Source organism: Azospirillum sp. TSH58 (assembly GCF_003119115.1).
Taxonomy (GTDB): Bacteria; Pseudomonadota; Alphaproteobacteria; order Azospirillales; family Azospirillaceae; genus Azospirillum.
In genome coordinates, this window is sequence record NZ_CP022367.1 from 1,231,258 (window position 1) to 1,244,454 (window position 13,197).

Annotated in this window: 9 protein-coding genes; 3 read left to right on the plus strand and 6 right to left on the minus strand. The window is 68.3% G+C overall.

All coding sequences use genetic code 11. The features are described from left to right. Positions 1-32: 32 nt before the first annotated feature. The 5 genes from TSH58p_RS27040 to TSH58p_RS27060 all read right to left on the minus strand — a co-directional run bounded on the left by TSH58p_RS27040 (position 33) and on the right by TSH58p_RS27060 (position 6,627). Positions 33-953, minus strand: coding sequence for a dihydrodipicolinate synthase family protein (locus TSH58p_RS27040; protein WP_109071051.1), 921 nt, complete (start codon positions 951-953; stop codon positions 33-35). 50 nt (positions 954-1,003) lie between these two features. After that, complete coding sequence (locus tag TSH58p_RS27045; protein ID WP_109071052.1) at positions 1,004-2,788, minus strand: ABC transporter permease subunit; 1,785 nt, start codon at positions 2,786-2,788, stop codon at positions 1,004-1,006. Between the two features lies 1 nt (position 2,789). Beyond that, complete coding sequence (locus TSH58p_RS27050) at positions 2,790-3,920, minus strand: ABC transporter ATP-binding protein (RefSeq protein ID WP_109071053.1); 1,131 nt, start codon at positions 3,918-3,920, stop codon at positions 2,790-2,792. A gap of 137 nt (positions 3,921-4,057) precedes the next feature. Beyond that, positions 4,058-5,140 carry an ABC transporter substrate-binding protein gene (locus TSH58p_RS27055; protein ID WP_109071054.1) on the minus strand — a complete coding sequence of 361 codons (1,083 nt, stop codon included), beginning with the start codon at positions 5,138-5,140 and terminating at the stop codon, positions 4,058-4,060. Positions 5,141-5,199: 59 nt separating this feature from the next. After that, positions 5,200-6,627 (minus strand): FAD-binding oxidoreductase, encoded by a 1,428-nt coding sequence (locus TSH58p_RS27060; protein ID WP_199230167.1) that lies wholly within the window; start codon positions 6,625-6,627, stop codon positions 5,200-5,202. Between the two features lie 304 nt (positions 6,628-6,931). Here TSH58p_RS27060 and TSH58p_RS27065 point away from each other — a divergent pair, with 304 nt between their 5' ends. Continuing rightward, positions 6,932-7,663: an SDR family NAD(P)-dependent oxidoreductase gene (locus TSH58p_RS27065; protein WP_109071056.1), complete on the plus strand. Its 732-nt coding sequence runs from the start codon at positions 6,932-6,934 to the stop codon at positions 7,661-7,663. Between the two features lie 54 nt (positions 7,664-7,717). Here TSH58p_RS27065 and TSH58p_RS27070 read toward each other — a convergent pair whose 3' ends face one another. Then, positions 7,718-8,551, minus strand: a complete 834-nt coding sequence (locus TSH58p_RS27070; RefSeq protein WP_109071057.1) for an oxaloacetate decarboxylase — start codon at positions 8,549-8,551, stop codon at positions 7,718-7,720. Between TSH58p_RS27070 and TSH58p_RS34745 the strand changes: the two genes are divergently transcribed. After that, positions 8,441-9,295, plus strand: coding sequence for a ferritin-like domain-containing protein (locus TSH58p_RS34745; protein ID WP_348981736.1), 855 nt, complete (start codon positions 8,441-8,443; stop codon positions 9,293-9,295). The two genes, TSH58p_RS27070 and TSH58p_RS34745, sit on opposite strands and share 111 nt — an antisense overlap. Before the next feature lie 694 nt (positions 9,296-9,989). Beyond that, on the plus strand, positions 9,990-13,136 hold the full coding sequence (locus TSH58p_RS27085) for a carbohydrate-binding domain-containing protein (RefSeq protein WP_109071059.1): 3,147 nt from the start codon (positions 9,990-9,992) through the stop codon (positions 13,134-13,136). Positions 13,137-13,197 lie beyond the last annotated feature (61 nt).

The window sequence follows — 13,197 nt, forward strand, 5'->3', positions numbered from 1 at the left end:
CACCGGATGCCACGCGCAAGCGTTGCCACCGGTCAGGCCACCGCGGCCGCCGGCAGCCCTTCATAGGTGGTCAGAAGGCGCGCCAGTTCGCTTTTCAGCGCTTCGCGCAGCTCCGGCCGCGGCTCGCGCAGCGGCGGCAGCATCGCCGGGGCGTTCACGCCGATCAGCCCCATCACCGACTTCATCGGGCCGGGGTTGGTCTCGGCGAAGGCGAGGTTCATCATCGGGATGAGGGTGCGGTGGACCTCCAGCGCCTCGGCGGTCCTGCCGGACGAGGCGAGGTCGAAGACCAGGCGCCAGGCACGCGGCAGGAGGTTGGCGGTGACCACGATGCCGCCCTTGGCCCCGGCGGCCACATGCAGCGGGAACAGCGTGTCCTCGCCGCTCAGCATGGCGAAGGACGGGTCCAGCCCGGCCATGGTGCGCAGGAAGTGGTACATGTCGGTGTTGCAGGCCTTCATGCCGACGATCCGCTCGTGGCGCGACAGCTCGTGCAGGACCTCCGGATCGACGGCGATGCGGGTGCGGTAGGGGATCTCGTAGATCAGGATCGGAACCGGCGACTCGTCGGCGTAGCGCAGGAAGTAGTCGCGGATGCCGGCCTGGGTCGGGTTGGTGTAGTAGGGCGTCAGGACCAGCAGGCCGTCCACGCCGGCCGCCGCGAAGTCGCGGCCCGCGGCCAGGGCGTCGTGATAGCCGGTGTCGAGGACGCCGGCGATGACCGGCTTCTTGCCCGCCATCGCCTCGACCGTCAGCGCGGCGAAGCGGTTGCGCTCGGCCCGCGCCAGCGCGCCGTACTCGCCGGTGCCGCCCAGCGGAACCACCCCGTCGATCCCCTGGCGGTTCAGCCAGGAGAACAGCGCCTTCGACGCCGCGACGTCGATGGTGCCGTCGGCGGTCACCGGCGTCGGGGTGGCGGGCAGAATGCCGCGGAGTTTGGTGGCATCGAGCATGATGTATCCTTGGAAGTGCGAAGAGGTGGATGCGTCGGCGCTGGCGATGGTCAGGAGGCCAGGCTGCGCCGGCGCAGCCGGTCCGCGGCGTAGATCAGCACCGCGACGAAGACGAGGAGACCGGTCGACACCGCCGCGATGACGGGGGAGACCTGCAGCGTCACCTCGTCCCAGAACTGCTTGGGCAGGGTGGCGCTGAGCCCGCCCGACGAGAACAGAGAGATGGTCAGCTCGTCGAAGGAGGTGGCGAAGGCGAACAGGAAGGACGACAGCATGCCGGCGCCCAGGATCGGGAAGGTGACGTGGCGCAGCGCGGCCAGCGGACGGGCGCCCAGGCTCTGCGCCGCGAGGTCGAGTCGGGTGTCGTAGTTGCGCAGCACCGCCGTCATCGTCATCACCACATAGGGGACGGCGACGACCGTGTGGCCGATCACCAGACCCAGGATGGTGCCGACCAGCCCCATCTGGGCGAACAGGTAGAACATGCCGACGGCGATGATCATGCGCGGCACGATCACCGGCGACAGGATGAAGGCCAGCATGGCGCCCTTGCCCCGCATGCGGCTGCGCACCATCAGGAAGGCCGCCGGCACGCCGATCGCCATCGACAGCAGGCCGGTGCCGAAGGCCACCACCAGCGAGCGGGTCAGCGCCTGCATCCACAGCGGCGACTGGAAGAGCTGCTCGTACCATTGCAGCGAGAAGCCGGTGGGCGGCCAGGCCAGCCCGGCCTTGCCGAAGGACAGCGGGATCATCAGGAAGGCCGGCAGGCTGATCAGCACCAGCATCGTCCACACCACCATCCGCAGGGCGGTCGACGGCGTCTCGCCGGTGCCGCGCGGGCGGCGGCGCGGGAACAGGCCGAGCAGGGCGTCGCTCGCGGCACCCAGAAGCCCGAGCACCCGGCCGCCCAGCCGCCGCATGGCGGTGTCGCGGTTGTGCGCGGCCCCCGCGGTCTCGCCGGTCAGCGTGGCGAAGCCGAAGACGCGGTCGTAGAGGACGAAGACCGCCAGCACCACCGTCAGCAGCAGCACCGAGATGGCGCCCGCCAGACCCCAGTTCAGCGTCTGCTGGATCTGGTCGATGATGAGCTGGGTGATCATCGTCTCGCGCCGCCCGCCGAGCAGGGCCGGCACGATGAAGAAGCCGATGGCCGACACGAAGACCATGATCGCCGCGGCGGCGACGCCGGGAAGCGACAGCGGGAAATAGACGGTCCAGAAGGCGGTGCCGGGGCGCGCGCCGAGCGTGCTGGCGGCGCGGGGCAGGGTGCGGTCGATGTTCTCCATCACCGCCAGCATGGTCATCACCGCCAGCGGCAGCATGGCGTGCACCATGCCGACCAGCACCGAGCCGAAGCCGTAGAGCAGGTCGATGGGCCGGTCGATGATCCCCAGCGACATCAGCGTGCCGTTGATCACGCCGTTGCGGCCGAGGATGATCACCCAGGCGAAGGCGCGCACCAGGAAGCTGGTCCAGAAGGCCAGCAGCACCCAGAAGATCAGGCGGCTCTTGGCCGGCCCCTTGGCGACGGAGATCAGGTAGGCGATGGGGTAGGCCCCGGCCACCGAGACCAGCGTCGTCGCCAGCGAGATCTTCAGCGTGATCCACAGCACGGTGACGTAGAGGCTGGACGAGAAGAGCTGCTGGTAGGGCGCCAGCGTAAAGCCCTGGCCGTTGTAGACGCTGAGCGCCAGCAGCTGCCCGACCGGGAAGACCAGGAAGACGGTGAGGAGCAGGACGATGGGGGCGCCCATCAGCACCGGCTTGCGCCAGGCCGGCGGGGCGCCGCGCCGTGGGGCGGCGTGGGGCATGCTCATGATCTGGTCGCTCATGTCAGGCCGCCTTGGCCGTGGTTGCGGGCATGGCCGCCGGGCCGCGGTCCGCGATCACCACGGCGTCGCGGCTGTCCCAGGACAGCGCCAGCACGTCGTCGATGCGGATCGCCTCGGCCTCGTTGCGGGTGGCGAAGGCGGCGACCAGCGGCGGCAGGGCGTCGTCGAGCGGCTGCATGTAGACCTTGGTCAGGCTGCCGGTGACCATCACGTCGGACACCCGGCCCATCACGGCCGGTTCGTCGCCGGAAGGACGGGCGATGGTCAGGTTCTGCGGGCGCACCATCACCCGCACCGGGGTGCCCGGCGGCAGCTCCTGGCCATTGGCCAGCGCGCGGCCCGGAAGGCCGGTGCTGCCCAGCCGGACCTCCGCCTCGTCGCCCATACGCGGCCCCAGCGAGGCCGGCAGCAGGTTGGACTCGCCGAGGAAGTCGGCGACGAACAGCGTGCGCGGACGGAAATAGAGGTCGGCCGGCGTGCCCAGCTGCTCGATGCGGCCGGCGTTCATCAGGCAGATGCGATCGGACATTGTCATCGCCTCTTCCTGGTCGTGGGTGACGTAGACGACCGTGGTGCCCAGCTCGCGGTGCAGGTGCTTGATCTCGAGCTGCATGTGTTCGCGCAGCTTCTTGTCCAGCGCGCCCAGCGGCTCGTCCATCAGGATGATCGACGGCTTGTAGACCATGCAGCGGGCGAGCGCGACGCGCTGCTGCTGGCCGCCCGACAGCTCGCGCGGGTAGCGCCCGGCGATGTGCGGCAGGTGGACCATCTCCAGCGCCTCGCGCGCCCGCTTCTTCGCCTCGGCCTCCGGAATCTTCCGCATCTTCAGCGGGAAGGCGATGTTCTCGACGATGGTCATGTGCGGGAACAGGGCGTAGTTCTGGAACACCACGCCGATGTCGCGCTCGTAGGGCGGGGCGTAGGTCACGTCCTGCGCGCCGATGCGCACGATTCCTTCGTCGGGCGGAACCAGCCCGGCGAGCAGACTGAGCAACGTCGTCTTGCCCGAGCCCGACGGGCCGAGCAGGGTCAGGAATTCACCGTCGGCGACCACGAGATCCGTGGGGGCGAGCGCCACGAAATCGCCGTAGCGCTTGGCGAGGCCCTGGACGGTTAGGCTGGACGACGACATGGCAGGTCTCCTCGCGTCGAAAGGGGAGTGGAAAAAATGCGGGAGCCCCGCGGCCGGCCCCGCCATGGGGGCAGGGGAGGCCGGTCGCGGGTCCTCTCAGGGACGGATCCTCGGTCGGGACGGAGCGTCCCGGCGCCTCAGCTCAGCAGCCAGGCGTTGTAGCGCTCGAGCGCCTTCTGCTGGTTGTCCAGCCAGTACTGCGCGTTGATCTTGACGCCCTTCTCGATGTTCTCCGGGAAGGTCGGGCAGTTGGGGGCGATCGCCGCGTCGATGTGCTTGAAGGCGTCCGGCAGGGTGACGCCGGCCGGGAAGTACTTCACCAGCTCCGCCTGCCGCTTGGCATCGCAGGTGAACTTGATGAACTGGCGGCAGGCGTCGGCGTTCGGCGTGCCGGCCAGGATGGCCCAGCTGTCGAGGCCCCAGATGTTCTGGTCCCAGACGATGCCGACCGGAGCGCCGGCGGCGATGGCCGCCTGCGGGCGGGACACCCAGGTCGGGACGAGATCGACCTCGCCGGAGATCAGCATCTGCTCGACCTGCGCGCCGCTGGTCCAGAAGATCGGGATGTCCTTCTTGATGCGGTCCAGCGCCTTGAAGGCGCGGTCGAAGTCGCAGGGATAGACCTCGCCGGTGGGCACGCCGTCGGCCATCAGCGCCTGCTCGATGGTGTCGAAGGGGTGCTTGCGCAGGGCGCGGCGGCCGGGGACGCCCGCGACGTCGTAGAAGTCCTTCCAGGAGGCCGGCGCCTTGCGGCCCTTGAAGGCGTCGGTGCGGTAGGCCAGGACGGTGGTGTAGACGTTGGTGCCGACGCCGTAGGCCGACATGTACTGCTTGGGAATCTCGGCGACCGCCGGATCGTTCTCCAGCCCGTGCTTCTCCAGCATCGGCTTGTCGCCGCTGGTCAGCATCAGGATGGCCGGCTCGCTGATCTTGGCCATGTCCCAGGTGTAGGACTTCGCCTCGACCATCGAGCGGATCTGCGCGGTCGGCTCGGCGTTGGCCTGGACGCCGACGACCTCGATGCCGGTGGCCGCGGTGAAGGGCTTGTAGAAGACCTCGCCATAGGCCTTGGTGTAGATGCCGCCGTCGTCGCGCACGACGATGCGCTTGTTCTGCGCGCGGGCCGGGCTCCAGATCGCCGGCATGGCGAGCGCCGCGGTGCCGGCGGCGCCGGCTTTCAGCAGGGTGCGGCGGGACCAGCCGGATTGGCGTGTGCTCATGTCGGAACTCCTCAGGATGGGCCGGGACGGCGGATGGGCGGGGAAAAGAGCGGAGAGGATCAGCCGGGCGGCAGGAGCCGTCCGGGATTGAGGATGTTCTGCGGGTCGAGCGCCTGCTTGACGGCGCGCATCAGCGCCAGCTCCGCCGGCGGCTTGTAGCGGGCCATCTCGGCGAGCTGGACCCGGCCGACCCCGTGTTCGGCGCTGAAGGTGCCCTTCAGCCGGGCGGCCTCGTCGTTGACGGCGTGGCGCAGCGCGGCGGCGAGCGCGTCGCGGTCGCCCGATGCGGCGGCTTCCCAGGCGTCGAAGCCGAAGAAGGGGATGAAGTGGACGTTGCCGTCGCCGAGATGGGCGACGACGATCACCGGCAGGTCCGGCACCAGGGCGCGCACCGCCGCGGTCGCCGCCGCGATGAAGGCCGGCACCGCCGACAGCGGCACCGCGCAGTCGGTGGTCAGGCCGACGCCGGCCTTCTTGTTGGCCTCCGACACGCTGTGGCGGACCTCCCACATGGCGTGGCGCTGCGCCTCGCTGGCCGCCAGGGCCGCGTCGCTCAGCAGGCCGTCGGCGAAGGCGTCCTCCAGGATCGCCTGAAGCTCGGCGTCGAGCGCCTCGCCGGACCCGCTGTCCGACAGCTCGATCAGCACATGCCAGTCGGCCTCGCTCTCGATCGGGCTGCGGCGGCCGGGGACATGGCCGACCACCAGATCGAGCTGCAGGCGGTTGATCATCTCGAAGGCGGACAGCCGGGCCGCGCTGCGCTCCTGCACGCGGGTCAGCAGGGTCAGCGCGTCCTCCGGCGACGCCATCCCGACCCAGGCCACGGCGTGGCGCGTCGGCAGCGGGTGCAGCTTCAGCGTCGCCGCGGTGATGACGCCGAGCGTGCCTTCCGAGCCGATGAACAGATGCTTCAGGTCGTAGCCGGTGTTGTTCTTGCGCAGGCCGTACAGACCCGACCAGACGGTGCCGTCGGCCAGCACGACCTCCAGCCCCAGCACGTTCTCGCGGGTGTTGCCGTAGCGCAGGACCGAGGTGCCGCCGGCGTTGGTGGCGATGGTGCCGCCGATCTGGCAGGAGCCCTCGGCGCCCAGGCTGACCGGATAGAGCCGCCCGGCGGCGGCGGCGGCCTCCTGGACGGTGGCGAGGACGCAGCCGGCCTCGACCTCCATCGTGTTGTTCACCGGGTCGATGGCGCGGACCGCGCGCATGCGGGTCAGGCTGAGAATGACCGGGGCGGGGCCGGATTCCGACGGAACGGCGCCGCCGCACAGGCTGGTGTTGCCGCCCTGCGGCAGGACCGGCACGCCGTGCCTGGCGCAGCAGCGCACCACGTCGGCCACCTGCCCGGCGTTGGCGGGGCGCGCGAGGCAGAGCGCCGGGCCGCGGTAACGCCCGCGCCAGTCCTCGGTCACGGCGTCCAGATCGGCGGGGTCGGTCAGGACGGCGTCGGCGCCGATCAGGCTCGTCAGTTCAGCGATCACGTCCACGCGCGATCTCCTTGATCTATCCATTATTCAATCGCAATGCGATTGCATCAACTGGAATATGATAACTTGAGATTTGTACTCCAACAAACCTCTTTTTGCAGAGAGGGCGAATTTTCGGTGTGCGGAAGGGTCGGCACCGGCGCTGGTCGAACCCATCGGCGGCTTTCCTTTCGCCAAGGCCGAGGCGCCACCATGTTCAAAGCCAGGACGTCGCCACGGCGGCGTGGCTCAAGCCACACGGGTCCGGCGCGGTTGAACCATCGGCGGCCCGCTCTACCATCACCCTGCGTGGGATGGGGGGCTCATGAACGGCATCGCGGGTTTCACCGGTTCGATCCGGGCGGTCGTGATCGGGGCGAGCGGCGGCATCGGCGCCGCCGTGACGCACCAACTGCTGGCGGATTCCGGGGTGACGGAGGTCGTGGCCCTGTCGCGCCGCCCGATCGCACCGGCGGAGAAACTGCGCACCGGTTTCCTCGACCTTGCCGACGAGCCGTCCATCGCCGATGCGGCGGCGCTGGCGGGGGCGGTCGATCTGGTTTTCATCGCCAGCGGCCTGCTGCACCAGGATGCGGTGCGACCGGAGAAGAGTTGGCGGGCGTTGGACCCGGCCGCCATGGCGCGGCTGTTCCAGGTCAACGCCATCGGCCCGGCGCTGGTTGCCAAGCACTTCCTGCCGCGGATGCCGCGGCAGGGGCGGGCGGTCTTCGCGGTCCTCTCCGCCAAGGTCGGCAGCATCGCCGACAACCGGCTCGGCGGCTGGTACGGCTACCGCGCGTCCAAGGCGGCGCTCAACCAGATCGTCCGCACCACGGCCATCGAACTGGCGCGCTCGCGACCGGACGCCGTTTGCGTCGCGCTGCATCCTGGCACCGTCGACACCCCCCTGTCGCAACCGTTCCAGGCCGGGGTGGCCCAGGGCCGGCTGTTCAGCCCCGCGGTCGCCGCCGGGCATCTCCTCCATGTCCTTGGAGAGCTGACGCCAATGGACAGCGGCGGGCTGTTCGCCTGGGACGGCCAGCGGTTGCCCTATTGAACCGGGCGACCCGCTATGGCCAACCCATCACCCGCGCCCCGTCCTTCCGGGTGTTCACCGGCCGTGTGTCCGGAAAAACCCGTTGAGCGCGTCGAATGGTTCGGCTTCGCCGAGGGCGTCGAAGCGTCCGTGGTCGGCCAGCATCCGGGCCGCCCGCAGGAAGCCGCCCCAGGCGGCGCGGTTGAGCCCGCTGCCCAGGCTGATGCGCCGCACGCCCAGGGCGGCGATCTGCTCCACCGACAGGCCGATCGGTGAGGAGACCAGCAGGTTGAGTGGTTTCGGGCGGACGGCATCGACCGCCGCCTTGATGACGTCCGGGGTCAGCAAGCCCGGCGCATAGAGCACATCCGCTCCCGCCGCGGCGTAGGCCGGCAGGCGGCGCAGCGCCTCTTCGACGGCCGCCGGATGGTTCACCAGCAGGGCCTCGCAGCGGGCGGTCAGGAGGACGCCGGTTCCCCGCAGCGCCTCCGCCGCCGCGGCCACGCGCTCGACGGCGTGATTGAGATCGTACAGCGGCTTCGCCGGGTCGCCGGTGGCGTCCTCGATGGACAGGCCCGCCACGCCGGTGTCGGCGCACAGGCGCACGTTGCGTGCCAGCCCCTCGCAGTCATGGGCATAGCCGGACTCGAAATCGGCGTTCACCGGCAGGTCGGTTGCCGCGACCATGTCGGCGATGTGGGCCAGCATGTCGCCGCAGGGCACGGCCCAGTCGGCGTCGGGAAGCCCACGCGCGAAGGCGAATCCCGCCGAGGTGGTGGCCAAGGCGCGGAACCCGAGATGCTTCAGCATCATGGCGCTTCCGACGTCCCACGGATTGGGGATGACGAAGCAGCCGGTCCGGTGAAGGTCGGCGAACGCGGCACGGGCTTGTTGGCGAGGATCGGCCATCACGGGGGTCCTTCCAGGGCGGCGGATCAACCTCTGCAGGCTGACGCGGGCAGGGTACGCTTTCATTCCCGTGTCGTCCAACCGCCGAAGGGCGGCGTCGCCTTGCTTGCCTTCGGCGCCATCGGCAAAAGAATTCCGGATGGATTGAACATTGCGTCGCGAGAACCGTCCCCGGCTCCTGTTGAAGGGAAATGGCCGAGCTATTCCAGCCATCGGTCGCATCAGCATCCCACGGGGAAGGCATTCATGTCGGAACAAGCACTCAAGGAACTTCTTATCAAGGAGTTGCAGGACACCTACAGTTCGGAAACGCAGATCGTCGAGGCGCTGCCGGCCATGGTCGAGGCCGCTTCGTCGCCTCAGCTCAAGCAGGCTTTTGAAAACCATCTGCGCGAGACCGACGGTCAGGTCAAACGCCTGGAGCAGATCTTCCAGATACTCCAGGCCGAACCGGGCGGGAACACCTGCGAGGCGACCCAGGGGCTGATTGAGGAAGCCGAGGAAATCATCGACGAGGGCCTTCCGGCGGAAGTGCTCGATGTCGCGCTCATCATGGCCGCGCAAAAGGTCGAGCATTACGAGATCGCCAGCTACGGTTCGCTGAGGACATTGGCCGAGACCTGTGGGATGACCGATATCGCCCGTCTGCTCGAACAGACCCTCGAAGAGGAAAAGGCGACCGATCAGAAACTCAACCAGCTCGCCGAGGGCGACATCAACATGCGTGCCTTCCGGGCGGCGTAGGACGCCGTCGCCGTTCCCGCTGTGAAACGTGGGTACACTCGGAGGGCGACACGGGCCCGTGACGGATGGACCATCCACCCACCGGTCCATTGTCACTCTCCGCCGGAGGGGTGGGGGTTGGGCGGTATGGCCGGCGGCGCCGGTTCGAGCCGGGCGGTTGCGATCGGGGCGAGCGGCGGCAGGGTTGCCGCCGTGACGCACCGGATGCCCGCCACCCCTGGGGTGACGGAGGTGTCGGCCCCGTCACGCCGCCGCACACCTCCCCACATCCTTGGTGCGCCGAAGCCAATGGGCAGCCAATGGGCAGCGGCGGGTTGTTCGCATGGGGCGGCCAATGGCTGCCCTGGTGAACCATCAGCCACGATTGTTGCGCCATTGCGGTCAATCGACCGGTCCGCGTCAATTCCGGGGGAGGTCCTGTGCCCTCGCCGATGGCGCGGAGAAGCAGAAAACGAAGGAATAGGCACCGAATGGCTGAGCCCAAGCTCAAGCTGAGCCAAAGGAAAGCATTTCTGTCGATGCGAAGACTTTCTTTTTAATGATCAAGCATTTTTGCCCGACTGCATGATGCCTGTTTATGTCACAGGAATCAGCGTTGTTAGTAAAATCTTTACCAAGATTCTTATTTTTCCGTTAAGCGGGGCACCTCAACCTCTGGGCTAAGACGTTGGTCTAGAGTTCTATGAGGTCCGAGATGGCTGCCGAAACTACCGAACTGATGGACGTCACCTTCACGGTGAACGCCTGGGGCGCTCCCGCAGGCGGAAAGTGGCCGCATTTCGTGCTGCGGCTTGATGGGGTTGAGATCGGGCAGGCGACCGTCGCGTCGGCGTCGCTGGGCCGCTACACCTTCAACGCCCGCGTTCCGGCCGACAAGGCCCACAAGCTTCAGCTTCAGTACGACAACGACGGCTCCGTGAACGGGGAGGACCGCAACCTCTTCGTCAAGTCGTTCGAGGTGAACGGGAAACCGATCCTCAGCATCGACCCGCTGGTGACCTACGACACCGGCGACATCGACGGCAAGAACGTCATTGCCGGGCAGACCGAGATGTACTGGCGCGGCGCGCTGAACGTCGATCTGCCCAAGACCATGTTCGCCAGCGCGCAGGAGCCGGAGCCCGAGGCGCCGGCCACCATGACGACCGAGATCGTCGTGAAGGCCTGGGGCGCCGCCGCCAACGGCACGCCGCCGCATTTCAAGCTGCTGGTGGACGACAAGGTGGTCGGCGACGCCTGGGTCAGCGCGACCAGCGCGACCGGCTACACCTTCAAGGTCGATGTGGACCCCAACGAGGCCCACAAGATCCAGATCCACTACGACAACGACGCCACCGTCAACGGCCAGGACCGCAACCTGTTCGTCCAGGGCATCACCATCGACGGGCAGGAGATCAAGTCGACCTCCCCGCTGGCCTCCTACGACAAGGGGCCGGTGGACGGAAAGTTCGTGGTCGCCGGGCAGGAGGGGCTGTTCTGGGGCGGTGCGCTCACCTTCGGTGTGCCGGAGGAGTATTTCGACGGCCCCTACGTCCCGCCGCCGCCCCCGCCGCCGCCGACCAAGCTGACGCCGACGGACATCGTCGTCACCGCCTGGGGCCAGTCGGCCGGCGGAGTGGCGCCGCACTTCAAGCTGCTGGTGGACGGCAAGGTGGTCGGCGAGGGCCGCGCCACCTCCAGCGACCCGCAGCCCTTCAGCTTCACGGTCGATCTGGACGCCAAGGAAGCCCACAAGATCCAGATCCACTACGACAATGATTCCGTGGTGAACGGGCAGGACCGCAACCTGTTCGTCAAGTCGGTGTCGATCAACGGCCACACCGTCGCGGCGACCGACCCCATCGTCACCTATGACAAGGGAGCGGTGGACGGAAAGGACGTGGTGAAGGGCCAGGAGGGTCTTTTCTGGGGCGGCGCCTTGAACGTGGACGCTCCGGCGTCGCTGTTCCAGCCCCCGGCCGAGCCGCCTCCGCCGCCGCCGTCCGGCCCGGCCTTCTACGTCGCGGCCAACGGCAAGGACAGCTGGTCGGGCAAGCTGTCCGCGCCGAACGCCGACGGCACCGACGGTCCCTTCGCCTCGCTGGAGCGCGCCCGCGACGCCATGCGCGACAGCGACGTCGACACGACCTATGTGCGCGAAGGCACCTACCGCCTGACCAAGACGCTGGAACTGACCGGCGCCGACAACGGCCACAGCTTCCGCAACTATCCCGGCGAGACGCCGGTGCTGAACGGGGCGGAGAAGGTCACGAACTTCGTCAGCGAGGGCAAGGGGATCTACTCCGCGAAGCTGTCGCAGGCCACCGACCTCGACCTGACCATCGGCGGCGTTCGCCAGACGCTGGCCAGCAAGGGCATCGTCGACGCCGACAACCCCACCACCACCGGCTGGTACTTCGCCGACGCGGCCAACGGCGGCCCCAGCGGCTGGTCGGTGCGCTACCACACGGGCGACATGTCGTCGGGCGACATCATCCCCGGCATGAAGATCCAGCTGATGGACGCCGAGCGGCTGTCCGACACGCTGACCGAGATCGCCGGCGTCAACGACGCCACCCGCACCATCACGCTGAAGAACGGCACCTCGCTGCCCTTCGCCGAGGGAACGACCTACAAGCTGCTGAACAACCCGTCCTTCGTCGACCAGGCGGGCGAGTTCGCGTGGCGCGCGTCGGACAAGTCGCTGGTGTTCAAGCCGGAAAACCCGGCCACCCTGGCGCAGGACGGCGTCGAGGTGGCGCGGCTGGGCACGCTGATCCGCCTGACCGGCAGCAGCGACGTGACCATCGAGGGTCTGGGCTTCGCCAACACCACCACCTGGGGCTACGCGGTGGAGCTGAAGGGGGCGTCGGGCAACAGCATCGGCAACAACAGCTTCCTCAACGTCGGCACGGCGATCAAGCTGACCGCGGCCTCCTCCAACAACCTGGTGGGCGGCAACACGCTGGACCATCTGGCGGTCAACGGGATCGAGCTGGACGGGCGCAGCAACGGCAACACCATCTACGCCAACGACATCTCCCACGTCGGCGAGGTGCGCAAGGGCGTCGCCGGGATCATCGGCACCGGGGTGGACAACAACCTGATCGCCCACAACGACGTGGACTCCAGCGCCCGCTACGGCATCTCGCTGAAGAACTGGGACTCCAGCAACATCAACCGCAACAACGTCATCGAGTACAACCGCGTCACCAACACCAACCTGGAGACGGCGGACGGCGGCGGCATCGAGGTGCTGGGCCGGTCCAGCGTCGACACCGGCACGATCATCCGCGGCAACTGGGTGGAGCATGTCGGCGGGTTGGCGACCAGCAACACCGACCAGTGGCTGACCAACCACAAGGGCTTCGGCATCTATCTGGACGACATGGCCGGCGGCGTCACGGTGACCGGCAACTTCCTGAAGGACACCGGGCTGGCCGGGGTGCACATCCACGGCGGCGACAACAACCTCGTCACCAACAACTTCTCGATCATCGCCAGCAACGCCGAGGAGTTCATCCGCGTCGGCTGGGCGCCCAAGCACGGCGACCCCGGCCTGCCGCGCAACAACACCATCACCGGCAACCTCATCAGCGGGACCCTGCCGCTGGACGACTACATGGAGCTGCTGACCGCCGGAAACCCGCTGATCGACCGCAACCTCGTCTACAACGTGCCGCGCTACGGCGACAACGACGTGACGGGCAAGCCGCTGTTCAACAACCCCTATTGGGGCGACTACTCGCTGCAACCGAACTCCCCGGCGCTGGCCATGGGCATCCATGACCTGGACTGGGCGATGATCGGCCAGAGCGGCTACACGGCGTCGGACGGCATGCCGCATTTCTGGGACGCCTGATCCCCGGCCCGGACGGGGGCTAAGCGGGATCAAAAGCGGGCGGAGGCTTGTTCTTCCGGGA